The sequence below is a fragment of the Falsihalocynthiibacter sp. SS001 genome, from assembly GCF_042445055.1.
Classification (GTDB): domain Bacteria; phylum Pseudomonadota; class Alphaproteobacteria; order Rhodobacterales; family Rhodobacteraceae; genus Falsihalocynthiibacter.
In genome coordinates, this window is record NZ_CP170339.1 from 2,713,751 (window position 1) to 2,736,051 (window position 22,301).

Sequence of the window (22,301 nt, forward strand, 5' to 3'; positions counted from 1 at the left end):
AAGAAAAGGCCCCGCAAAACGGGGCCGGTTCTATTCGCTAAGTTCCTGTTTTACGCAGGTGACAGGAGGCCCTTGTCTTTGGCCATTTCGCGCATCCGCGCCTGAAGCTTTTCAAACGCGCGCACTTCGATCTGGCGTATCCGCTCGCGGCTAACGTCATATTGCGCGGACAACTCCTCGAGTGTCACAGCTTTGTCCGTCAAGCGGCGCTGTGAGAGGATGTCCTTTTCGCGATCGTTCAGAACATCCATAGCCTCGGCCAGAAGTTCGCGACGGATCGAAAGCTCGTCCTTCTCTTCATAATCGGTTGCTTGATCCGCGTCTTCATCTTCAAGCCAATCTTGCCACTGGGTTGTCGTATCCCCGTCGCTACCGATTACGGCATTCAACGAAGCGTCACCACCGGACAACCGGCGGTTCATAGAAACAACCTCGTCCTCGGTCACGCTCAGGTCATTGGCGATACGCTTCACGTGCTCTGGCGTTAGATCTCCGTCCTCGAGCGCGCCGATGCGGGCCTTGGCCTTGCGAAGGTTAAAGAACAGCTTCTTTTGCGCGCTTGTCGTGCCCAGCTTAACGAGCGACCAACTACGCAAGACGTATTCCTGAATGCTCGCACGAATCCACCACATCGCATATGTCGCGAGGCGAAAGCCCTTTTCGGGGTCAAAACGCTTCACCGCTTGCATAAGGCCAACGTTTGCTTCGGACACCACTTCTGCTTGCGGCAAGCCATAGCCGCGATACCCCATGGCGATCTTGGCGGCGAGGCGCAGGTGACTTGTGACCATCTTGTGGGCGGCTTCGCTGTCTTGGTCTTCGACCCAACGCTTAGCCAGCATATACTCTTCTTCTGGTTCCAGCATGGGGAACTTGCGGATTTCCCGAAGGTACGAATTCAGACCTTGCTCAGGTGTTGCCACCGGTAAAGTTGTGTAATTGCTCATCATCTGCCCCCTGTTCGCTATGTTTAGGCGATTAACATTGAGATAGGCACGCCGTAAGGTAATTCAAGTAATAAAATAACTCGCTGAGGAGTAATCATAAAAATGTTAAGCAATTATGAAGCTTCGGCCCCATGTTTACTACGGTTTTGTCGCCATATCACGTGCATGTGCGCGGTTGAAATATATTAAGGTAGCTCATCAACATTCCCGCCGAGCGCAGCAATTAGCTCCACCATATCTGCGGGCATTGGCGCGGCGAATTGTAACGCCTCTCCGGAAACTGGATGGATGAACCCGAGCGTTGCGGCATGAAGAGCCTGTCGCGGAAATGCGCGTGCTGCGGCAACTCCGGCTTCGCCGACTGCCTTTTCCGATAGTTTACGCTTGCCACCATAGGTCGGGTCGCCAATCAAACTGTGCCCTGCATGCGCCATGTGGACGCGGATCTGGTGCGTGCGGCCCGTCTCCAGCCAGCATTCAATCAACGAGGCAACTGCTGGCGTCCCAAGAGGCATGATGATGCGACTGCGGGTCACCGCATGACGCCCGCCGTGGAAAAGCACGGCCTGTCGCTGGCGATCTGTTTTGTGACGCGCTAGGTGCGTCGTAATCTTCATGATATTTCCGGCCTCGAAATTCACCCCCTTCACCCCGCGTACACGTGGATCATTGGCATCGGGCATCCCGTAGACGACAGCGTGATAGTGGCGAATTACTGAGTGATCCGCGAATTGCTTGGCGAGTCCGTGATGCGCAGCATCCGATTTCGCCGCAACCAGAAGGCCGCTTGTTTCTTTGTCAATCCGATGAACCACGCCGGGCCGCTTTGAGCCACCAACGCCCGAGAGACTATCTCCGCAGTGGTGCATCAACGCATTTACCAAAGTTCCACGTGGCGAACCAGGTGCTGGATGCACGACCATGCCGACGGGTTTATTAACGACGATCAGGTCGTCATCCTCATAGACAACATCAAGCGGGATGTCCTCTGGCAGAATATGACTATCTGAAGCAACGGGAACTGTGATTTCAAACACATCGCCTTCGCTTACTTTGGCACGAGGGTCCATCTGGACCACTCCGTTTTGCTTAACAGCGCCCTCTTCGAGCAATTTGGCCAAACGCGAGCGGCTTAGCGAGGCTTCTGCTGGCACGTCGCGCGAAAGCGCTTTATCAAGACGTTTAGGCGGATCGGCGGCGATCACCACATTAACAACGGAGAGTGCGGACATGGATAAGGCTCCTGAAACGGAAAACGAACTTCCGGCCAACCTGAAATTTCTGCGCGTCTTGGTCACGATACTGACTGCAACGATGATTGCGGGCCTTGTAGTGGTGATTACGCTCCTTGTCACCCGTTTCCCTGATCAGGAAACCCTATCTGGCGCGAAAACAAGCGTTTTTCCTAATGAGATCACCCTACCCGATGGTGTGAACGCCACCGCTTATACGCAAGGTTCGGATTGGTTTGCGATCGTCACGGACCAAGATCAAATCCTGATCTATGATCGCGATGACAACAGCCTCCGCCAGACGATAGACCTTAAGCGCGACTAATCCCTAACTTTGGCTACGTGCGAATGGCCCAGCGGGTTGCTGGGCCTTCACCTTATTTGTTGGGTTTTCTTGGCTTGGCAAATTTGCCTTTGCCTGTCGCCTTGTGGCGCAGTTTCTGTGACGGATTTTTAGGGTCAAATCCTGCTGGTGGGCCTTTTTTCTTGGGACCAGACGCTGCTTTTGCAGGACCGCCGCGCTTGGGCGCAGCATCCGCACTACCACCGAACTTTGGCTTAAAGTCTGATTTGGGCGCACCTTCGGCACGTGGCTTGCGCGCTGGTTTTCCCTCGAACTTCCCAGAGGGTTTTCCAGATGGTTTGCCTTCATATTTTCCAGAAGGCTTACCGCCAGTTTTCTTACCCTTATACGAATTCGCGCCGTCGTGTGGCTTGCGATGCGCATCAGAGCGTGGTGGGCGATCATCCTGAGAACGTTCCTGACGCGGTCCACGATCATCCCTTGGGCGTCCACGGCCCTGTGGTTTACCGCCAAACTTGCCCGACGGTTTACCGCCGGAATGGCCGCTACGCGCAATATCAGGCACCTTGTCCAACAAAGTCGCTTTGACGTCATCCTCAAGGACATTGCCTTTGCCGAGCGCGGCAAAGAACTCATCCGAAATCTTGGCGTCGAGCTCTACGTAGGTTTCGTTGGGCACCATCTTAATGGCCCCGATCTCGCGTTTGGTAATGCCGCCAGCTTTGCAAAGCAACGGAATGAGCCAGCGCGGCTCTGCGCGCTGTTCGCGGCCAACATTCAGCGAAAGCCAAATAGATTTGTCGAACCCACGGTGTTCCTTGGGCGCGTCAACTCCGCCAATTTCACGCAACTCTTCAGGCGCCGAACGAAGCGAACGATACTGGGCAATATACGCAGATGCGATTTGCTCTGGTGTGTTACCTTCAAGAAGTGCTGCAACAACGGCTTCTTCGCCCTCGACCTCTTCTGCCTTAAAGCCAGCGATCAAGCGCTCGTCGTCTTTGGCGCGCACATCTTGTGCGGTCGGAGGTGTCCCCCAATTGGCCGTCACTTTTGCCCACTTCAACAAGCGCTCTGCTTTTTTGCGTTGGCTTTGTGGAACGATCAGCGCCGAAATCCCTTTGTGGCCAGCACGTCCAGTACGGCCCGAACGGTGCAAAAGCGCCTCTTGGTTCTGTGGCAAATCGGCGTGAACAACAAGCTCTAGACCGGGAAGGTCAATACCGCGCGCGGCAACATCCGTAGCGATACAAACCTGCGCACGACCATCGCGCATTGCCTGAAGGGCATGGCTCCGCTCCGCTTGGGAAAGTTCACCCGAGAGTGCAACCACACGAAAGCCACGATTGGTGAAACGTGCTGTCAGGTGGTTAACCGTCGCGCGTGTTCCACAGAAAACAATCGCTGTTTCAGGCTCGTGAAAGCGCAAGAGATTGATGATCGCGTTTTCGCGGTCGGGTCCTGCACATACCAGCGCTTGATAATCGATATCTACGTGCTGCTTGGCCTCAGACACTGTCGCGACGCGCTTTGCATCCTTCTGAAAATTCCGTGCGAGGTCCGCGATTTGGCGCGGAACAGTCGCCGAGAACATAAGCGTGCGGCGCTCTTCTGGAGCTTTGCCGAGAATATACTCGAGGTCATCACGGAAACCGAGATCAAGCATCTCGTCTGCTTCATCAAGGACAATCGCCTTCATGTTATCCATGATAAGGGAGTTCCGCTCGATATGGTCCCGCAAACGGCCAGGCGTACCAACAACAATATGTGCGCCCTGATCCAGAGCGCGGCGCTCAGTGCGCATATCCATACCGCCAACACAGGACGCAATACGCGCGCCCGTTTCAGCATAGAGCCATTCAAACTCGCGGCGTACCTGAAGGGCCAACTCGCGTGTCGGCGCAACCACAAGCGTTACAGGATCGGTGGCGCGATCAAACCGTACCTCATCCCCCAAAATCGTCGGAGCAATCGCAATCCCGAATGCCACTGTCTTGCCCGAGCCCGTCTGCGCAGACACCAATAGATCAGATGCCGCCAACTCTGGGTTGGAAACGTCTCGCTGGACCGGTGTAAGATCGGTGTAGCCCTTTTTAGTCAGAGCGTCGGAAAGGGGTGGCAGGATGCCTTCGAATTGCGTCACGGCGATATCTTTCGATAAAACTAGACCGGCCCCGTGGCCAGTCGAAAGGGGGGACATAGACAGTCGCAGGGGATAAAGCAATCAAAGAACAACCAAAAGGGCCAGTTCCCGCCTAAAACGAAACAATTGCATGCATTTCCCTTGCTACAAGCAACTTTGCCCAAGAAATACGGGACTTCCACCACGTAATGCGATGCGTATCAATCAGACTTAAGCGCTCGCTTAACAGAAGCAACCAGATCAGCGCCGCTAAATGGCTTGAGCAGAAATGATTTAGCGCCACGCAGATCTGCAATCGCAGCGGCCACCTCCACCGAGAAAACACCGCCCCCACTCGCCAGCATTACAACAGGAAGAGATGGGAAACTGTCGCGAATTTTCCCGAACAGCTCCAACCCCGTCCGATCCTCAAGCCCGACGTTCAGCACCAGAGCATCAAATTCGCCCTCAACAAAAAGGATTGAATAAGCTGCATCCGAACTGGCGGTATGAGCAGATTTAATGCCACCTTCATACAACGACTGTTTCATCGCCTTCTGGGCGCTCACGTCGTCATCAACGATCAATACATTCGCCACGAGAATCTCGAAAAATACTTAATGAATATCCATCACAATAGTTTCGAGCGATTTCTTGAACAACTGTTTTTCTTCGTCAGGAAGGTTTGCGACGCTCTTGGCGATTTGCAGAAGCGGGTCTTGCTCAAGCGCCTTCTTTGCATCGGGCAATAGAACCAGCCGAAAACTCCGCGCGTCTTCAAGGCTTTTCTCTTGCTTCACAAGTTTCCGCTTCACAAGGCCCTGAACAGCACGACTCGTTGGTGCTGCGGGGATTCCCAAGAACTTGGTGATCATTTTGGCGGAGCGTTGTTCCTCTGGAACGCGAGCAAGGAACCGGAGGATCGACCACTGCATTGGCAGAAGTGCCCCCGGTTCCCGACTAGTATAGGTCGCTCGGACAATCGTTTCGAGCAATACGGCTGCGGCTACGTCACTATTTAACATGGAGTACCATTACTACGGCGCAGTTCGCATTTTTTACTAGTTACTACAAAAATATTGAACAACCTTGAGACCATAATAGCGTCACCGATTGGGGGCGAAAACTTGCCTTTTTAGACAGTATCCATTCGATGGTTTGGCGCCATTAGCTCAACAATCAGGCGCGCGAGGCGCTCTTTGTTTATGCAAAATACACGGATTAACCTTTAAAAGACGCGAATCCGACACAAGAGTTCAGAATCAAACCGAACCAATGCGAAACTTTTTCAATCAAATAAAAAGGAGAAATGGTACCACCACCCCGGTTCGAACGGGGGACCTCTTGATCCACAATCAAGCGCTCTAACCAGCTGAGCTATGGCGGCACACTAGCGCTGATTTAGCGCCCACGTTCCACGAATGCAAGGGGGCGAAGCGTGACAATTTGAGGAATTTTCCAAGTATTTTCGTTTTCCTGTATTATTGAGGCCTCGCGAAATTACCGCACCCTCTTGCCACCCTGCGCTGATGGGTCTAGTCAATTCGCGCAACCAAGGAGATCCGACATGGGTATTAATACCGAAAAGAACGTGACCGCAAATCTGCAAATCGGACCTACTTCTGTGGGCAATGTGCGTCTCTATATTGAGGCCGAAGGCGTTGAAATCCCCATGGATTTCACCCCAGAGGAAGCACTGGAAATCGCTGAAGAAATCCGCGCCGCAGCCCTAACGATCACGGGCCAAAAATAGCGGCCACACCCGGATCGCGATAGCTTTGAAGCCGCCGCGCCGCGTCCCGCGCGAATTTATGTGTCAGTTTTTTGCGCCGTGCAGGGGCGAGTTTGGTTTCCGGCCCCATACGAATAATTTCTGCGTCATAGCTATCTGCGATAATGAGGCCGGTCTCTTGCGGAAGTAAATCCGTCGGAAACTCTTCATCGACGGCCCAAAAGAACCGATCGCACCACGCCAAATACCCCTGCCACTTGCTATCTGTCTGAAAATCGGCGCGACTGGACTTGCACTCAACGATCCAAATCTCTCCTTTAGGGCCGATTCCCATCACATCGACACGTAAACCACGTTCAGGCACGAACTCCTCCACAACTGCGAAGTCATGGTGAATCAAGTGGCGCGACACGCCACGCGCCAGCAACTGTCCCGACTGAAGGGCAATCGTGTCGGCAACGGGGGGCTGGGTGCTCATCCCTCAACATGAACAAAAGGCAAACAAAATGTCAAGCGAGGGCGTGTGGCACATATTTTCGCCCCTGCCCCTTGCCCCACACCTCGGGCCACCATATGTGAGTGGACGGCGGGTTCTGCTCTTCTCGTAATCCAGTGGGCACACATTCCAGTGGCCTTAAGCAAATCCTAGGGAGCTGGCTCTGTTTGGATCCTGGTTCATTTATCTGGCGCCCACCTGTATATACAGGTCCCCGGGGATAAGATGCCCCTACGGTCGCTGCGGGCCCGCCACCAAACAAAAAGAGCGCCCGATTGGGCGCCCTCAAGATAGCTTCAGCTAAATTTATTCAAATGCTTCTGGCTTGGCTTCGTGCGCCATGTGATCCAGCACCGCATTTACGAATTTCGGCTCGCGACCATCTGGATGGAACGCGCGCGCGATATCGACAAACTCACTGATAACAACGCGTGGCGGCGTTTCCGTTGTCATGATTTCCGCCCCTGCGGCACGAAATAGGGCGCGCAATGTCGGATCAATTCGTGCAATCGGCCATTTAGCAACGAGGGCGCGATCAGTTGCCTGGTCAATACTGGCCTGATTGTTCACCGCGTTTTCGACGAGGGTTTTGAACAACTCCATGTTGCCCTCCATCATCTCGTCACCTTCGTAGACGGCGCCAAAACGGTGCTCTTGAAATTCGTGCACAACGGCCTCGACTGTTTGGCCAGAGCTTTCCATCTGAAACAACGCCTGCACAGCATAGAGCCGCGACGCGGATTTCTTTTGACGTCCTTTGGAAACCTTCGGGCCAGAAGAGGCCGATGTATCAGCGTTTGTCATGCGGTCGTTCCGTTTTCCTTGTCGCCCTTATCGGCGATCAAAATGCTTTCCGGTGCAGTTTTGAAACCAACACCTTTGCCTTGGCCGCCCCATTTGCGCGAAAGTGCGATGAGATGCAAGGCCGCAGCCGCCGCTCCGCCACCTTTATTTTGATCCGCAGGATTTGCGCGAACTTCTGCCTGCGGACGATTTTCAACCGTTAGAATACCGTTCCCGATGAACAGGCCCTGCAATCCAAGCAACTGAATCGCGCGGCTCGAGTCATTGCAAACAGTATCGTAATGCGTTGTCTCTCCACGAATAACACAGCCCAGCGCTACGTATCCGTCAAAGTTTTTGGTGCGATCCGCGAGCGCAATGCATGTGGGAATTTCAAGCGCGCCAGGGACTTCTGCAACCTCATAAGTGCCGCCAACCGCCTGAATCTCGGCAATGGCCCCCGCGATCATATTATCTGCGATATCTTTGTAATAGGGCGACACGACGATCAGCACCTTGACGGGCTTGTCGAATTGCGGGCGCGGAAGAATATAGTGTTGTTCGTGTCCAGCCATTATCCGATCTCCGAAATTTTGCGTGTTCCGACAATTTCCAGCCCATAAGCCTCAAGGCCAACAACCTTGGGCGTAGGGGAGTTGGTGAGCAGTTCCATCTTGGACAATCCCAAAGAGGAGAGAATCTGCGCGCCAAGTCCATATTGGCGAAGCGTCTGGGGCGAGACTTCTTCGCTCGCGGCAAGCTTCATATGAACGTCCCGCAAGAGAACAAGGACTCCACGTCCTTCCTCCGCGATCAACTCCATCGCGTGCCCGAATTCAGCGGCGCGGCCCTTACCGCCTGTTCCAACCACATCCAGCATCGGATCAAGCGCGTGCATACGCACCAGCACCGGCTCATCTGTGGTGATGTCCCCTTTCACCAGCGCGATATGCTCAGCCCCATGGGCCTCGTCGGTGTAGATCCGCAGCTCCCATTCACCGCCGAATTCGGAAGTGATCGTTTCCTGAGAACGTACTTTCACCAGATTGTCATGGCGGCGGCGGTACGCGATGAGATCACTGATCGTGCCGATTTTCAGACCGTGGCGCTGTGCAAAAGAAACCAAATCGGGCAAGCGGGACATCGTGCCGTCGTCATTCATGATTTCGCAGATCACGCCAGAAGGATTGAGACCAGCAAGACGGCTCACATCCACTGCGGCCTCGGTGTGGCCTGCGCGAACCAACACGCCACCCTTACGGGCTCGGAGCGGGAAAATATGTCCAGGTGTCGCGATGTCCGCCGCGCCTTTGGACGCATCAATCGCAACCGAAACAGTCAACGCACGATCATGCGCAGAGATACCCGTTGTAACGCCTTCGCGTGCCTCGATTGAGGTCGTGAACGCCGTTTCGTGGCGCGAGGAATTGCTGCTGCTCATCATCGGCAGCCCAAGCTGATCAAGCCGCTCGCCTGTGAGTGTAAGACAAATCAGTCCGCGCCCGTGCGTTGCCATAAAGTTGATCGCATCAGGAGTCGCCATTTGCGCGGGGATAACCAGATCACCCTCGTTTTCGCGGTCCTCATGGTCAACCAGAATGAACATACGCCCGTTGCGGGCGTCCTCGATGATTTCTTCAATAGAAGAAACCGCGTCAGTGTAATCGTAAGATTTATCCGTCATTTTCAATCCTGCTAAAGGGGCGCGCCGGCAAAGTAGGTCTCGGAAGGGATGTAAGCACCAAGGCGGGCAGTATCGGCCCACGTCGCTTCGAGCATCGTATCACCAATGACAACAACTTTGTCACCCGGCAGTTTATTCGGTGTAAGAGCAGCCCGAAGCGCATCACGCGTCTGGCCATAATTCTGTGCGATCGTTGGCGCGGCGATTGCGGTGGTAATATCAATGCCTTGCGCTTCGATACGCGACTTAACTTCTAAGGGAACAAGCGGCGACGAAACAGCCAATAGGCGCTCACACCCAACGAGATCCTTGAGTTTTCTATGCTGTTCTTCGGGAAGGTCTTGCCCCGCCCGCAGCACGCGAAGCGCGTTGGTGGAAAACAGAAGCGCCACAATATCATGACCGGTTTTCGCGCGGACCGAGGCATAGGCCTTGTAATCCAGTCCCAACTCCTTGGCGCGTTTCAAACGGGTTCGGATGACCTCTATTGGCAAGGTTGGAAGCAACTCGGCGCGCGCCTTGCTCCAGCAATGTTTCTGCCAACCAAGACCGCCACTCAGGGCAGGTCCGCGATTATGCCCGATACCCGTCATCCAGCGAACTCCTGTAGGCGGGCAACATAGCGTGCCATGGTATCAATTTCGAGGTTTACGATATCGCCCTCTTTGGCGGCGCCCCAAATTGTAACGTCTTTGGTATGTGGAATGATGTTTACGCCAAACTCGCAGCCATCAACTTCGTTCACGGTGAGTGACGTTCCGTTAAGGGTAATGGAGCCCTTCTCCGGAATAAATTTCGCCAAGGCTTCAGGGGCGAGGAATTTGAAACGCGTGCTGTCGCCTTCGTCGCGCATTTTGGTGATTTCGGCCACGCCGTCAACGTGCCCCGAAACGATATGGCCGCCCAGTTCGTCACCGATCTTGAGCGCGCGTTCCAAGTTGATCTTGGTGCCGGCGGTCCATTCGTGACCTTGAGTTCCGATATTCGTCTTGGCGATGGACTCTGCGGAAATTTCGACATCGAACCAGTTTTGCGGCTCTGACCCTAGGGCGATAACCGTCAGGCAAACACCGTTACAGGCAATGGATGCGCCGATATCAATTCCGTTAACATCATAGCTGGTGCCAATCCGCGCGCGCAGATCTCCGCGCTGCTCGGATTCCAAAACGGTTCCAACGTCCGTGATAATCCCTGTAAACATCCCGCATCCCTTCGGTCATTCCCTTCCCACGTATCCCCTCGCGCCGCTCGGTGCAAGACCGACGCTACGCGCAATTACCTTGATTTCCTTGACGGCAAACGTTTCGGCGCTAATCTGGACAGAATTCTTTTTCGAGCAAGTGAAACAATACGGTTACGATCTACGTGTATTCATATGGTTCGCAATGGAACTCAGTGAAGCAATGCGTAAACGGTTTTGATGAAGCATATAGTACACCTCAAGCGAAACTTTTTGCTCCTTCAAGGACCGCACGGCCCGTTTTTCCATCAACTATCGAAAATGTTGCGCCTTGCTGGGGCAGACGTGTGGCGCGTGGGATTTAACCAAGGTGATCGTGCCTTTTGGCCCCACAAGGACAGCTATATCCCTTTCCGTGAACCCCAAGAAAATTGGCCAGCGGTGTGCGAGGATATCTTTGCCCGAAAAGACATAACCGACCTCGTCCTCTATGGCGACACCCGTCCAATTCACGCGCAAGCGATCGAAATTGCCAAGCGCCGAGGCATCACTGTTCATGTGTTCGAAGAAGGATATCTGCGCCCCTATTGGATAACTTACGAGCGCAATGGCGCCAACGGGAACTCGGCCCTCATGGATATGAGCGTGGCCGAGATGCAAGATACCCTAGCCAAATCCGCACTGGATATTCCAGAAGCCCCCGCCCACTGGGGTGATATGCGCGCACATGTTTTCTATGGTGCGCTTTATCATTGGTTCGTCATGTTTCTTAATCGTTCCTACAGGAACTTTCGCGCCCACCGCGCCTTGCCTGTCACACAGGAATTCCGACTATACTTCAAGCGCTTGTTCCTCATGCCGTTTCATTGGCTTGATCGAGTTTGGGCAACCATGCGGATTAAGCGCTCTGGCGTTCCATACCATATCGCACTCTTGCAACTAGAGCACGACAGCAGCTTTCAAATGCATAGCCCTTTCCAAAGTATGAGCGAGTTTCTTGAGCTTGCCATCGAAGGTTTCGCGGCTGGCGCACCTCTCCACCATCATCTGGTGTTCAAGGCTCACCCGCTCGAGAACGGGCAAATCCCCTTGCCGCAACTCATTCGTGAACTTGCAAAGCGCCATGGTGTTGCTAAGCGAGTCCATTTCGTGAAGGGTGGCAAGCTGGCGAAGCTATTGGATCACGCGCGCTCTGCTGTAACGGTGAATTCCACATCTGCACAGCAGGCGCTCTGGCGCGGACTGCCACTCAAGACGTTCGGCACCGCGGTTTATAATAAGCCTGAGTTCATCTCGTCCGAACCTCTGGACGAGTTTTTCGCCTCGCCCTCACGCCCCGACAATCGCGCATACAAAGATTACCGACATTTCCTGCTAGAGACCTCGCAAGTTGCGGGTGGATTTTACTCGGTCAGAGGAAGGCGACAGCTCTTGCGACAGGTCGTGGACATGATGCTCTCGCCCTATGATCCCTACGAAGCACTGAAGGCAGGGAAAGCGGCTCCTCGGCAACAGTTACGGCTTGTTAACTAAGCTAATCTCTCGAAATCTATCTTTCTCAGACCGCCTCTCGTAGGTTGAGCAAAAAGCCCATAAGGCCAATATCGTTGAGGAGCTCAGGCGGTGAGTAATCTGTTATCAAAATGCATCCAAATTGGTGCGACGCTCGCGCTCACTTTGGCGCTTGGAGCCTGCACCTTGCCGCGCTCTGGCCCGAACAAGACCGAAATTCTAAATGGTGCTGTTCAAAAACTAGGGAACGCACATGTTGTCGAAGTAGATGATCGTGTGACACGCGCCACCGCAGTTACGCCGACATTGGGCTTCACTTCTGCATTCAAGAACGCTGGCGTGCTTGGCTCCGACGTGATCCGCCCCGGCGACCGCCTTGGGGTAACCATCTGGGAAAACACCGACGTTCCGATTCTGGGCGCGCCGCAGACTGCAACGATTCTAGATGAAATCCAAGTCGACGGCCAAGGTTATATCTTCGTTCCCTACGCTGGCCGCATCAAGGCATCTGACAATACGCCTGAGCAGCTGCGTAACATAATCACTCGCAAGCTTGATCAACAAACACCTGATCCACAGGTAACTGTTCGCCGCCTTGCTGGTGACGGCTCGACTGTATCGATTGTGGGCGGTGTTGGCGCACAGGGGGTTTACCCGATTGAACGTCCCACGCGCACATTAGCCTCAATGCTCGCGCAAGCAGGCGGTGTTTCGATTGAACCCGAGATTGCACTCGTGACAGTTACGCGCGGCGGGCAAAAGAACACAGTCTGGCTTCAGGACCTGTACCAGAATCCATCAATGGACATCGCCCTGCGCGGCGGTGATCGCATTCTGGTAGAGCGCGACAGCCGCTCTTTCACCGCACTTGGCGCTACTGGCGGACAGAACCGTATACCGTTCACGTCGCAATCCATCTCAGCTATGGAAGCCCTCGCGCTAGTTGGTGGCCTGAACTCAAATCTCGCTGATCCCAAGGGCATCTTCGTTCTGCGAAATGAGCCTCAAGACATAGCAAGAACAGTTTTGGGGCGCGCTGATCTTCAGGGCGCGCAGCGAATTATCTATGTATTTGATCTCACAAAGCCAAACGGGCTGTTCGTCGCGCGTGATTTCAACATCCGCGAGAATGACACAGTATATGTAACGGAAGCGCCTTACGTGCGGTTCCAAAAAACGCTGGGCTCAGTCGTTGCTCCAGCGGCAAACCTTACGACGCTCGAACAAGCCTTTTAGCAGGCACCTGATGTCTAACGATCACAGCAATATCGCCGCCGGGGAACAATCTCGGCGGCTGTTTGTCTTTAACGGTGGTTTTCTAACGCAACCAAGGGTGCGCCGTATCCTTGCGCTATCAGGCTTGGATATCAAAGTCGGCAAGCCTAATGAAACGGACCTGATCGGAGTTTGGGGGCAAAGCCCGACCTCCCACCGTGGCGAAAACATCTCAGCACGCTCAAACGCCAGTGTTGTTCGGATAGAAGATGCATTTCTGCGTTCGGTCCTTCCTGCGCGCATTTCCAAGGAACCTCCGCTTGGTCTTTGCATCGATCATTCTGGCGTACATTTTGATCCCAGTGTCCCGTCCGATCTCGAAGATATCCTAGCGAATGCACCACTTGATGACACCGCGCTACTCAATCGTGCGCGTGCCGCGATTGAGCGCATCAACGAGCTTAAACTCTCCAAGTACAATGCCTATGACCCTGACGTGTCACCACCCGACCCTGGCTATGTTCTGGTAATTGACCAAACACGCGACGACGCTTCTGTTTTAGCAAGCGGCGCAGATCTGACGCGCTTCAAGGAAATGCTCGTCTTTGCCCAAACTGAGCATCCCGCCGCGAACGTCATCATCAAGACCCACCCAGAAACCGTCGGCGGGGCGCGCGAAGGCTACTTTTCCGAGGCCGACGAAACCGCGCGCGTCAAACTTTACGCCGAAAACATAGCCCCCCAAACACTCTTTGAAGGGGCGGTCGCCGTCTATACCGTTTCGTCGCAAATGGGGTTCGAGGCCATATTCAGCGGCCACAAACCTCGCGTTTTCGGACAGCCGTTTTACGCAGGATGGGGTCTCACGCAGGACGAGTATCCCGTCCCGCGCCGCGAGCGCAAACTCAGCCGCGCACAGCTTTTCGCCGCCGCAATGATACTTTACCCGAAGTGGTACGATCCATATGACGACCGCCTCTGTGAGCTAGAGGATGTTATCGAAACACTCGCCGTCTTCGCCCGCGCATGGCGTGAGGATCGCGACGGGTACATTGCATATGGAATGCGTCTATGGAAGCGGCGAACTCTTCAGCAATATTTCGGTAGGTTCCATCCCCTCACCTTTTGCGCAAAACCAGAAGACGCAATCAGGCGCGCCCACGAAGCGGGCCGCCCGCTCCTTGTCTGGGCGAACCGCGCCGATCCGTCGCTGTTAACGCATGCAAACACAACGCAAACGCCCGTGATCCGCGCCGAGGACGGTTTTTTACGCTCTCACGGTCTAGGCGCGGATTTGGTTCCGCCGATGTCACTCATTACCGATAATTTAGGTGTCTATTACGACCCAAGAAGCGAGTCCCGATTAGAGCGCCTCATCGCGCAATCCACTGAGCTTTCTAGTGACAACTTGGAGCGCGCCGCACGCCTGCGGACACAGATCATTGAAACGGGGCTTAGCAAGTACAACTTGCAAACTGCCCCCCTCCCCCGATTGCCAGATGGCCACCGCATCCTTGTTGTGGGGCAGGTAGAGGATGACGCGTCGATCAAACTGGGCTGTCAAAAAGTTTCAACAAATCGCGCCCTTCTCCAAGAAACCCGCCGCCGGAATCCTGATGCGGTGATCCTTTACAAGCCCCACCCTGATACAGAAGCAGGGCTGCGCACCGGGGCAATCGCAGAGGCCGATGCGCTCGAGTTTTGTGATCTGGTTTTGAATGAGGCCGATCCGATTTCGGTGCTCGAGGCAGTAAACGAAGTCTGGACCATGACGTCGCTTCTTGGCTTTGAGGCTCTGCTGCGCGGCATACCTGTTACCTGCCTTGGCACGCCATTTTATGCGGGCTGGGGGCTAACGACGGACCTTGGCGAAGTTCCCGCACGGCGCACTGCTCAACCGCCGCTCGACGGTTTGGTCCACGCTGCCCTTATCGACGCGCCACGATATTTTGATCCGAAGACAGGGCTTCCCTGTCCGCCTGAACTTATTGTGCAGCGGCTTGGTGAAACGCCAGCCAAGCGCAGAGGCGGACTGAAATTATTGGCAAAACTACAAGGGGCCTTCGCTAGCCTCGCACCGCTTTGGCGACGTTAGATCACTTGCCAATGATGCAGCACATCATCCCCAATGGGACGCGCCTCAATTAGCTTAAAGCGCGTCGCCTTAGGCAAATTCCGCAGCCCCATCGGGCCGATCCCGGCCATTCCATCTGCGCCGATCACCAGTCCCGCCGTATAGGTCATCAAACGATCAACCAAACCAGCCGAGAGTAGCGACGCCGCGAGATGCCCGCCCCCCTCGCAATACACGCGGGTCAACCCTTCTGAAGCTAGAGACCGCAGCATCGCCTCGACCGATAACTGCCGCGACGCATCACGCTCAACCTCAATTAGTTTCGCGCCAAGACCTCGCCACGCATCCAGCATATAGTCGGAGACGTCCGCCGCATGGCAGACCCACAACGGAATTTCGCCAGCCGTGCGCGCTAGGTTTCCGCCAAGCGGAATATCAAGCCCCGCCGACGCCACCACACGGACGGGTTGGTGCGTCACGCCAATATCGCGCACGTTTAACATCGGATCATCCGTGCGCGCGGTGCCACCACCAACGAGCACCGCATCATGACGCGCACGCATGGCATGAACATGACGACGTGCTTCGGGGCCTGTGATCCACTTACTTTCACCGCTTTGGGTCGCGATTTTGCCGTCGATACTTGTGGCAATCTTGAGCGTTACAAAGGGAAGCCCACTTTCGCGCACCTTAAAAAATCCAGCATGAGATTGGCGGGCCTCTTCCTCAAGAATGCCTGTTGTTACGGTAATGCCTGCCGCTTCGAACATCGCACGCGCACGGCCTGCGACACGCGCATCCAAATCCTCAATTGAATAGACAACCCGCGCTATTCCTGCGGCAATCAATGCCTCGGCGCACGGCCCTGTCTCGCCAGTATGCGTACAAGGCTCCAATGACACATAGGCCGTTGCGCCGCGGGCGGCCTCGCCAGCTTGGGATAAGGCAACCACCTCGGCGTGGGGGCGTCCGCCCTGCGCGGTCGCGCCTTCGGCAATTACCCTATTGTCGCGCACAAGCACGCACCCAACCGAAGGGTTCGGCCATGTCGTTCCTAGCCCCTGTGAACCAAGAGCAATCGCACGGCGCATAAATCGGTTATCAATTGCAGTCTGAGGCACAGAGCCACCCAATGCCTAGTCGTCCTTGGGCGCAGGAGGGCGCAACTCGCTCACGAATTTGTCGAAATCATCCGCAGCTTGGAAGTTCTTATACACGCTCGCAAAGCGCACATAGGCAACGGTATCAATCCGCGCGAGAGCCTCCATCACAATCTCACCAATCGTGCCCGACTTGATATCGGCCTCGCCCATACTTTCAAGGCGGCGCACAATGCCAGAGATCATCTGGTCCATACGCTCGCGCTCTACTGGGCGTTTTTGCAATGAAATGCGTACCGAGCGCTCTAGCTTGTCGCGATCAAATTCTTCGCGTCGTCCATTGCTCTTGATCACCACGAGATCGCGCAATTGAACGCGCTCATACGTCGTAAATCGTCCGCCGCAAGCAGGACAAAAACGGCGGCGCCTGATGGCTACGTGATCCTCGGCTGGACGTGAATCTTTAACTTGTGTGTCAACGTTTCCGCAAAATGGGCAGCGCATGGCCACTCCCTTGGGCTAGTTAAAATGTTTTCCACAGGTACTATAGGACAGCCGCGAAGAGTTGGGTAGTCCCGAAATCGAGGCACAAAATAGAGGGGGGAAACTGTTGCGCAAGTGATTCAGCCCGACATGAAAAAGGGCGCGCCGCCAATAGCAACGCGCCCAATCGATTCACCAATTGGTGTGTATTAGCGTAGCGGATCAAAGAATGTCGGGCATTGCGTACGCGCATGCTCCGCACCCCAGTTTTCCCCGACGCGCTTAATAGACATCGTTAGACCATTGGATTGTGCCGCCGCTGCAGCTTGAAGCTGTGCATCAGGGGCGACGGTGAAGCCAGCAGTCTTGCCGCTATTGGACAGATACCCTGCTCCATATGGAGTTTCGAGATAGATACGTGAGGCCGGGCCTACGCCCATACCTTGGATTGCATACTCGCCAGCGGCACACCAATAATCGGAGCCACCACGCCCAGCGCGTTGCTGAACTTCAAAACGACCAGGAACAGAAGGGTCGCCGTAAACAACCATGTTGTTGCTTGCAATAAATCGATTAGGGCCAGCGCCACCTGAACCACCAGAAACAGTCGCCGAGCAAGCACTTAATCCAACAAGAGCCAAAACGGCCGCAGCTTTAAAAACAGTCATGAGCCAGATTCCCACTATAAGTGTAAATAATATCCTAATTGTATAAATGGGTTAGAGAAGAACGTCCACTCATTCGCGTTCACATTTTCAAGACGGCCGAACAATTGGCGTTCACACAAACTCCAGTTTCAACACTTAGGAATTGAACATTTGCGCCACCACACGGCGATGATGTGGACTGTCGCGATGCTCGAATAGGTAAATACCCTGCCAAGTCCCAAGCGCCATCTGCCCACCGATTACTGGAATAGAAAGGCTTATCGGCAGCATAGAAGCCTTGATATGTGCTGGCATGTCATCAGGCCCCTCATATGTATGGGTCAGATAGGACATCGACGGATCGGACGTGGGCGGCACCAAGCGCCGATAAAAATTCTGGAGGTCAGTTTGAACCTCGGGGTCTGCGTTTTCCTGAATAAGAAGACTCGCGGAGGTGTGTTGAACAAACAGGGTCAGCAAACCAGTTCCCGAAACCCATCGCGCGACCTGATCGGTGAACTCATAAAGCCCAGCGCCGTGGGTCTGAATTGTAAATTCGCTATGTGTCGTCATAGTACCGTCAACCCAAGAAAAAAGCGCCCCCGAAGGGGCGCCTCATATCATTGATCCAAGAAGCTGCGCAGCTTGCGGCTACGGCTTGGATGCTTGAGTTTGCGGAGCGCTTTAGCCTCGATCTGGCGGATACGCTCGCGTGTCACCGAGAACTGCTGACCGACCTCTTCGAGTGTGTGGTCAGTGTTCATGCCGATACCGAAACGCATCCGCAGAACACGCTCCTCGCGCGGTGTAAGCGAAGCCAAGACACGCGTCGTGGTCTCTTTGAGGTTCTCTTGGATCGCGGAGTCCAGTGGCAGGATCGCGTTCTTGTCCTCAATGAAATCACCGAGCTGGCTATCTTCTTCGTCACCAATTGGAGTTTCGAGTGAGATCGGCTCCTTGGCGATTTTCATCACTTTGCGGACCTTCTCAAGCGGCATCTGAAGCTTGGCTGCCAGTTCCTCTGGTGTCGGCTCGCGGCCGATTTCGTGCAGCATCTGACGACCTGTACGCACCAGCTTGTTGATCGTTTCGATCATGTGAACCGGAATACGGATCGTGCGCGCCTGATCCGCAATAGAGCGCGTGATCGCCTGACGGATCCACCATGTCGCATAAGTCGAGAACTTGTATCCGCGACGGTATTCAAACTTGTCCACCGCCTTCATGAGGCCAATGTTACCTTCTTGGATAAGATCGAGGAATTGAAGGCCACGGTTGGTGTATTTCTTGGCAATAGAGATCACGAGGCGAAGGTTGGCTTCGACCATTTCCTTCTTGGCCTGACGCGCCTCTTTCTCACCTTTTTGAACCTGCTGAACAATACGGCGGAATTCCGAAATATCGAGGCCGACATATTGCCCGACTTGCGCCATCTCTGTGCGCAACTCGGCGACCTTATCGCTCGAACGCTCAATAAAGCTCTGCCAACCACGGCCGGACTTTTCAGACATTTCTTCGAGCCATGACGGATCAAGCTCACGCCCGCGATAGGCGTCGACAAACTCGCGGCGGTTAATGCGCGCTTGGTCAGCAAGCTTCACGACGGAGCTGTCGATCGACATAATGCGACGATTAATCCCGTAAAGCTGGTCGATCAGCGCATCTACACGGTTGTTATGCAGATGAAGCTCGTTCACCAGTTTAACGATCTCTGCGCGGAGCGTTTGATATGTGTCCTCGGCTTTCGTCGAGAAACTCTCATCTTCGTTCAGCGTTGCAGAGATACGGATATCCTGCATCTCCGACAGCTTTTCGTAATCACGCGCAATTTGGTCGAGCGTCTCAAGAACACGCGGTTTAAGGGCGGCTTCCATCGCGGCCAGCGACATGTTGGCCTGTTCGTCCTCATCATCGTCATCATCCGTGGCGATCGGATTACCATCGGCGTCAAGCTCGGTGGTTGGTTCTTTTTTGTCTGCGCCCGCAGCGGGTGCAACGTTCAGGCCGGAAACGACAGGCTCTTGTGCGTCCTCGTCATCTTCGCCGATGGTGTTGCCGAATGTTGTCTCAAGGTCGATCACATCGCGCAGCAAAATGTCTTCGCTCAGAAGCTCGTCACGCCAGATCGTAATCGCTTGGAACGTCAGAGGGCTTTCGCAGAGGCCTGCGATCATCGTGTTGCGGCCCGCCTCGATGCGTTTCGCAATCGCGATCTCGCCTTCACGAGAGAGCAATTCAACCGAGCCCATCTCACGAAGATACATCCGCACTGGGTCATCGGTGCGATCCAGAACTTCGGTGGTTGTTGAGGTGGTCGTAACTTCACGGTTGCCCGATGCTTCGACGACGGCAGTGCTGCCCTTCTCTTCTTCTTCCGCCTCTTCGTCTTCAATGATGTTGATACCCATTTCAGAGAGCATCGACATCACGTCTTCGATTTGGTCGGTAGAAACCTGATCCGGCGGCAAAACCTGATTGAGCTGATCATATGTAATGTAGCCGCGCTCGCGCGCATCCGCGATCATCTTCTTGACGGCGGCTTGGCTCATGTCCATGCCCGCTTCTGCGTCTTGGTCGTCTCGTTTACGGTCGTCTATATCTTTGGCGGCCATTCATAGCTCCTACAAAAGCGTCGGGTAGCGAATCACGTCTTGTTACGAATCAACAACGCGAATCGCTGATTCGCAACTGGTTTACTCTGTTTTCCTTACGTGTTCCTCACCAAACGCGCATTTTCATGTGTCTTTTCGTCCAAAAAGACCCGTTTTCGCCAATACTGCGTCTAATGCAGATCGTTCGCTGCGCACCATGGGGGCTCCGTTCTCTCCGACGTCGTATTCCGCAGAGTCCTCCCCTTCGCTGCGTTCCGCTCGGTTTCTGGTCTCGGCAGCTTGCGACAGTCGGAAAGTCACGTCCTCACCTGCATGCCCCTCCAGATCACGAATTGCTTCGGAAACTTCGCGTTGCGCGCCACGGCGCGCCAACAGCTTGGCCATTTCCTCGGCTACGCATAGCTCGGCAAGGTCCGACTTGTCGGGGTTTCTGATCCCGGGTGCAAGTTGGACATGGCGCGGACGTAGCAAGTTTTCAAGGGCGTCTGGGCCAACTGCATTAAATACTTCCTCTTCGACATCGCAATGCGGCGAGACCCGCAGCAACACGTCGCGGATCAAGTTCAACTCGGGCGTCGAGAACTCATACCGCTCGATTTGCAACTCGAAGCGTTCAATCAAATGCGGGTTACGCATGATCGTTGCGAGTACCACGCATTCGCGCAGAACATCCGCTGCGGAATCCGTGCCCGTTACAAGCAGCGACGTCTTGGTCACTGGCTGCACTGTCGGGCCTTGGTTCCAGCCCCCTTTGCCGCCCTTGCCGCGCACAAAACCACCACGGGACTTGTTAAACGGTTGCTTATTGTAAGGGCGATGTTCAAATCGCGGAGGCTCTGACGTTTGCGGGGTTGTGCCAAACAATTCCCAACGCATCCGCTTAAGATCTTCTGCGTAATGTCCTCGGATCGAGGGATCGCGGATTTTCTTGATCGCCTCGCGCAGCGATTTATCAAGTGCGGCCTTGCGTTCGGGGCTATCGAATGACTTGCCCTCGACTTCGCGCTGCCAAAGGAGCTGTACCATCGGCATAGCACCATCCAGCAACTCCTGCATTTTGCCGTTGCCTTCGGCCTTTAGAACATCATCGGGGTCCTGCCCCTCTGGCATGACAGCAAAGCGCAAACTCTGCCCCGCTTCCAGCAAAGGCAACGCAATATCGATCACGCGCATCGCGGCCCGCAGACCCGCTTTGTCCCCGTCAAGCGCGATAATGGGTTCTGGCGCGATACGCCAAAGTAGACGCAACTGATCCTCGGTTATTGCCGTTCCCAGCGGGGCGACGCTTGCCTTGAACCCTGCTTCCGATAGGGCAATTACATCCATGTACCCTTCGGCAACGATAAGGTTGCCCGACTTGCCCGAGGCCTCTCTGGCTTGGCCGTGATTGAACAGGCTACGGCCCTTATCAAACAAGAGCGTTTCGGGCGAGTTTAGGTATTTCGCACGCGCGTTCGGATCTAGTGAGCGGCCACCTAACGCAATGGCACGCCCCCTTGCGTCGCGGATGGGGAAAATTATGCGCCCACGGAAACGATCATAGGGCGCGCCGCCGTCCTCCGGAACCGCACATAGCCCCGCCTCAATGATCAACTCAGGCGCAATTCCCTTACCGGTCAAATGCGAAAATAAAGCCTGACGCGCGTCCGGAGAAAAGCCGATCTCCCAGCGTTCCTGCGCCTGTACAGGCAGCCCACGGCGATCAAGGTAAGCGCGCGCGCTCTCTGCGGCAGCGGTTTTAAGTTGGAGGCGGAAAAACTGAACGGCTTGCTCCATCACGGCCGCCAATTCGGTTCTACGGTCCTGCTTTTCCTGCGCTTTTGGATCGCGCGCGGGCATAGTCATTCCGCTTTCGCGCGCCAGAATCTCGACCGCTTCCATAAAGTCCACATTTTCCGTTTCCCGAACGAAACTTATGGCGTCGCCTTTGGCATGACAGCCAAAGCAATAGTAGAATCCCTTGCGGTCATCGACATGAAATGATGCCGATTTTTCCTGATGAAACGGGCATGGCGCCCACATGTCGCCTTTACCCTGATTTGACTTGCGGGTGTCCCACATGACCTTGCGCCCGACCACCTGCGAAAGTGATGTGCGCGTTCGTAGCTCGTCAAGAAATCCTGGGGGTAAACTCATGGCGCGCAGTATCCCCCGCAGTCCAGCCAGAGTCTAGCGCTT

The 22,301-nt window shown here is 54.7% G+C and carries 22 protein-coding genes and 1 tRNA gene; 5 read left to right on the forward strand and 18 right to left on the reverse strand.

The window, feature by feature from the left end; genetic code table 11:
- Positions 1-50: 50 nt before the first annotated feature.
- Both rpoH and ACFE33_RS13020 read right to left on the reverse strand, forming a co-directional pair.
- Positions 51-947 carry an RNA polymerase sigma factor RpoH gene (gene rpoH / locus ACFE33_RS13015; protein WP_380054178.1) on the reverse strand — a complete coding sequence of 299 codons (897 nt, stop codon included), beginning with the start codon at positions 945-947 and terminating at the stop codon, positions 51-53.
- A 185-nt stretch (positions 948-1,132) separates the two neighbouring features.
- Positions 1,133-2,179, reverse strand: coding sequence for an RluA family pseudouridine synthase (locus tag ACFE33_RS13020; RefSeq protein ID WP_380054180.1), 1,047 nt, complete (start codon positions 2,177-2,179; stop codon positions 1,133-1,135).
- Here ACFE33_RS13020 and ACFE33_RS13025 point away from each other — a divergent pair.
- The gene (locus ACFE33_RS13025) at positions 2,178-2,504 is read left to right on the forward strand and encodes a DUF6476 family protein (RefSeq protein WP_380054183.1); all 327 of its coding nucleotides are present in this window, start codon (positions 2,178-2,180) and stop codon (positions 2,502-2,504) included. The genes ACFE33_RS13020 and ACFE33_RS13025 overlap by 2 nt on opposite strands.
- 52 nt (positions 2,505-2,556) lie before the next feature.
- On the opposite strand, the gene ACFE33_RS13030 is transcribed toward ACFE33_RS13025, so the two are convergent.
- From ACFE33_RS13030 to ACFE33_RS13045, 4 genes are all read right to left on the reverse strand, one after another.
- Positions 2,557-4,626, reverse strand: coding sequence for a DEAD/DEAH box helicase (locus ACFE33_RS13030; RefSeq protein ID WP_380054185.1), 2,070 nt, complete (start codon positions 4,624-4,626; stop codon positions 2,557-2,559).
- Positions 4,627-4,826: 200 nt separating this feature from the next.
- On the reverse strand, positions 4,827-5,204 hold the full coding sequence (locus tag ACFE33_RS13035) for a response regulator (protein WP_380054188.1): 378 nt from the start codon (positions 5,202-5,204) through the stop codon (positions 4,827-4,829).
- Positions 5,205-5,222: 18 nt separating this feature from the next.
- Positions 5,223-5,630: a MarR family winged helix-turn-helix transcriptional regulator gene (locus tag ACFE33_RS13040; protein ID WP_380054190.1), complete on the reverse strand. Its 408-nt coding sequence runs from the start codon at positions 5,628-5,630 to the stop codon at positions 5,223-5,225.
- A 285-nt stretch (positions 5,631-5,915) separates the two neighbouring features.
- Positions 5,916-5,992, reverse strand: a tRNA-His gene (locus tag ACFE33_RS13045).
- Positions 5,993-6,172: 180 nt separating this feature from the next.
- Between ACFE33_RS13045 and ACFE33_RS13050 the strand changes: the two genes are divergently transcribed.
- Positions 6,173-6,358, forward strand: coding sequence for a DUF6324 family protein (locus tag ACFE33_RS13050; RefSeq protein WP_380054193.1), 186 nt, complete (start codon positions 6,173-6,175; stop codon positions 6,356-6,358).
- On the opposite strand, the gene ACFE33_RS13055 is transcribed toward ACFE33_RS13050, so the two are convergent.
- From ACFE33_RS13055 to ACFE33_RS13080, 6 genes are all read right to left on the reverse strand, one after another.
- Positions 6,342-6,815: an MmcB family DNA repair protein gene (locus tag ACFE33_RS13055; RefSeq protein WP_380054196.1), complete on the reverse strand. Its 474-nt coding sequence runs from the start codon at positions 6,813-6,815 to the stop codon at positions 6,342-6,344. The two genes, ACFE33_RS13050 and ACFE33_RS13055, sit on opposite strands and share 17 nt — an antisense overlap.
- A 324-nt stretch (positions 6,816-7,139) precedes the next feature.
- Positions 7,140-7,637, reverse strand: coding sequence for a transcription antitermination factor NusB (gene nusB, locus ACFE33_RS13060; protein ID WP_380054198.1), 498 nt, complete (start codon positions 7,635-7,637; stop codon positions 7,140-7,142).
- Complete coding sequence (locus ACFE33_RS13065) at positions 7,634-8,191, reverse strand: 6,7-dimethyl-8-ribityllumazine synthase (RefSeq protein ID WP_380054201.1); 558 nt, start codon at positions 8,189-8,191, stop codon at positions 7,634-7,636. The genes nusB and ACFE33_RS13065 overlap by 4 nt, the downstream gene beginning before the upstream one ends.
- Positions 8,191-9,300: a 3,4-dihydroxy-2-butanone-4-phosphate synthase gene (gene ribB, locus ACFE33_RS13070; RefSeq protein ID WP_380054204.1), complete on the reverse strand. Its 1,110-nt coding sequence runs from the start codon at positions 9,298-9,300 to the stop codon at positions 8,191-8,193. The genes ACFE33_RS13065 and ribB overlap by 1 nt, the downstream gene beginning before the upstream one ends.
- A gap of 11 nt (positions 9,301-9,311) precedes the next feature.
- Positions 9,312-9,893 carry a hypothetical protein gene (locus tag ACFE33_RS13075; RefSeq protein WP_380054207.1) on the reverse strand — a complete coding sequence of 194 codons (582 nt, stop codon included), beginning with the start codon at positions 9,891-9,893 and terminating at the stop codon, positions 9,312-9,314.
- Positions 9,890-10,501, reverse strand: a complete 612-nt coding sequence (locus ACFE33_RS13080) for a riboflavin synthase (RefSeq protein WP_380054209.1) — start codon at positions 10,499-10,501, stop codon at positions 9,890-9,892. The genes ACFE33_RS13075 and ACFE33_RS13080 overlap by 4 nt, the downstream gene beginning before the upstream one ends.
- A gap of 219 nt (positions 10,502-10,720) precedes the next feature.
- Here ACFE33_RS13080 and ACFE33_RS13085 point away from each other — a divergent pair, with 219 nt between their 5' ends.
- The 3 genes from ACFE33_RS13085 to ACFE33_RS13095 all read left to right on the forward strand — a co-directional run bounded on the left by ACFE33_RS13085 (position 10,721) and on the right by ACFE33_RS13095 (position 15,302).
- Positions 10,721-12,013 carry a capsule biosynthesis protein gene (locus tag ACFE33_RS13085; protein ID WP_380054211.1) on the forward strand — a complete coding sequence of 431 codons (1,293 nt, stop codon included), beginning with the start codon at positions 10,721-10,723 and terminating at the stop codon, positions 12,011-12,013.
- Between the two features lie 99 nt (positions 12,014-12,112).
- Positions 12,113-13,228: a polysaccharide biosynthesis/export family protein gene (locus ACFE33_RS13090; protein ID WP_380058714.1), complete on the forward strand. Its 1,116-nt coding sequence runs from the start codon at positions 12,113-12,115 to the stop codon at positions 13,226-13,228.
- Between the two features lie 10 nt (positions 13,229-13,238).
- Complete coding sequence (locus ACFE33_RS13095; RefSeq protein ID WP_380054213.1) at positions 13,239-15,302, forward strand: capsular polysaccharide biosynthesis protein; 2,064 nt, start codon at positions 13,239-13,241, stop codon at positions 15,300-15,302.
- On the opposite strand, the gene ribD is transcribed toward ACFE33_RS13095, so the two are convergent.
- The 6 genes from ribD to dnaG all read right to left on the reverse strand — a co-directional run bounded on the left by ribD (position 15,299) and on the right by dnaG (position 22,259).
- Complete coding sequence (ribD, locus tag ACFE33_RS13100; RefSeq protein ID WP_380058716.1) at positions 15,299-16,372, reverse strand: bifunctional diaminohydroxyphosphoribosylaminopyrimidine deaminase/5-amino-6-(5-phosphoribosylamino)uracil reductase RibD; 1,074 nt, start codon at positions 16,370-16,372, stop codon at positions 15,299-15,301. The genes ACFE33_RS13095 and ribD overlap by 4 nt on opposite strands.
- A 45-nt stretch (positions 16,373-16,417) precedes the next feature.
- Positions 16,418-16,885: a transcriptional regulator NrdR gene (nrdR, locus tag ACFE33_RS13105; RefSeq protein WP_380054215.1), complete on the reverse strand. Its 468-nt coding sequence runs from the start codon at positions 16,883-16,885 to the stop codon at positions 16,418-16,420.
- A 188-nt stretch (positions 16,886-17,073) separates the two neighbouring features.
- A complete protein-coding gene (locus ACFE33_RS13110) occupies positions 17,074-17,532 on the reverse strand; it encodes a hypothetical protein (protein WP_380054218.1) in 459 nt (152 codons plus the stop codon).
- 135 nt (positions 17,533-17,667) lie between these two features.
- Positions 17,668-18,084 carry a secondary thiamine-phosphate synthase enzyme YjbQ gene (locus tag ACFE33_RS13115; protein ID WP_380054221.1) on the reverse strand — a complete coding sequence of 139 codons (417 nt, stop codon included), beginning with the start codon at positions 18,082-18,084 and terminating at the stop codon, positions 17,668-17,670.
- Positions 18,085-18,131: 47 nt separating this feature from the next.
- Positions 18,132-20,123, reverse strand: a complete 1,992-nt coding sequence (rpoD, locus tag ACFE33_RS13120) for an RNA polymerase sigma factor RpoD (protein WP_380054223.1) — start codon at positions 20,121-20,123, stop codon at positions 18,132-18,134.
- A gap of 123 nt (positions 20,124-20,246) precedes the next feature.
- Positions 20,247-22,259, reverse strand: a complete 2,013-nt coding sequence (gene dnaG / locus ACFE33_RS13125; RefSeq protein WP_380054226.1) for a DNA primase — start codon at positions 22,257-22,259, stop codon at positions 20,247-20,249.
- Positions 22,260-22,301 lie beyond the last annotated feature (42 nt).

Excerpts from the sequence above, each read along its gene's own strand:
- dnaG (WP_380054226.1), bottom strand. The coding sequence starts at position 22,259 with ATGAGTTTACCCCCAGGATTTCTTGACGAGCTACGAACGCGCACATCA.
- ACFE33_RS13075 (WP_380054207.1), bottom strand. The coding sequence starts at position 9,893 with ATGACGGGTATCGGGCATAATCGCGGACCTGCCCTGAGTGGCGGTCTT.
- ACFE33_RS13080 (WP_380054209.1), bottom strand. The coding sequence starts at position 10,501 with ATGTTTACAGGGATTATCACGGACGTTGGAACCGTTTTGGAATCCGAG.
- ACFE33_RS13110 (WP_380054218.1), bottom strand. The coding sequence starts at position 17,532 with ATGACTGTTTTTAAAGCTGCGGCCGTTTTGGCTCTTGTTGGATTAAGT.
- ACFE33_RS13040 (WP_380054190.1), bottom strand. The coding sequence starts at position 5,630 with ATGTTAAATAGTGACGTAGCCGCAGCCGTATTGCTCGAAACGATTGTC.
- ACFE33_RS13050 (WP_380054193.1), top strand. The coding sequence starts at position 6,173 with ATGGGTATTAATACCGAAAAGAACGTGACCGCAAATCTGCAAATCGGA.
- ribB (WP_380054204.1), bottom strand. The coding sequence starts at position 9,300 with ATGACGGATAAATCTTACGATTACACTGACGCGGTTTCTTCTATTGAA.
- nusB (WP_380054198.1), bottom strand. The coding sequence starts at position 7,637 with ATGACAAACGCTGATACATCGGCCTCTTCTGGCCCGAAGGTTTCCAAA.
- rpoH (WP_380054178.1), bottom strand. The coding sequence starts at position 947 with ATGAGCAATTACACAACTTTACCGGTGGCAACACCTGAGCAAGGTCTG.
- ACFE33_RS13025 (WP_380054183.1), top strand. The coding sequence starts at position 2,178 with ATGGATAAGGCTCCTGAAACGGAAAACGAACTTCCGGCCAACCTGAAA.
- ACFE33_RS13020 (WP_380054180.1), bottom strand. The coding sequence starts at position 2,179 with ATGTCCGCACTCTCCGTTGTTAATGTGGTGATCGCCGCCGATCCGCCT.
- ACFE33_RS13085 (WP_380054211.1), top strand. The coding sequence starts at position 10,721 with ATGAAGCATATAGTACACCTCAAGCGAAACTTTTTGCTCCTTCAAGGA.
- ACFE33_RS13055 (WP_380054196.1), bottom strand. The coding sequence starts at position 6,815 with ATGAGCACCCAGCCCCCCGTTGCCGACACGATTGCCCTTCAGTCGGGA.
- ribD (WP_380058716.1), bottom strand. The coding sequence starts at position 16,372 with ATGCGCCGTGCGATTGCTCTTGGTTCACAGGGGCTAGGAACGACATGG.
- nrdR (WP_380054215.1), bottom strand. The coding sequence starts at position 16,885 with ATGCGCTGCCCATTTTGCGGAAACGTTGACACACAAGTTAAAGATTCA.
- ACFE33_RS13095 (WP_380054213.1), top strand. The coding sequence starts at position 13,239 with ATGTCTAACGATCACAGCAATATCGCCGCCGGGGAACAATCTCGGCGG.
- rpoD (WP_380054223.1), bottom strand. The coding sequence starts at position 20,123 with ATGGCCGCCAAAGATATAGACGACCGTAAACGAGACGACCAAGACGCA.
- ACFE33_RS13065 (WP_380054201.1), bottom strand. The coding sequence starts at position 8,191 with ATGGCTGGACACGAACAACACTATATTCTTCCGCGCCCGCAATTCGAC.
- ACFE33_RS13115 (WP_380054221.1), bottom strand. The coding sequence starts at position 18,084 with ATGACGACACATAGCGAATTTACAATTCAGACCCACGGCGCTGGGCTT.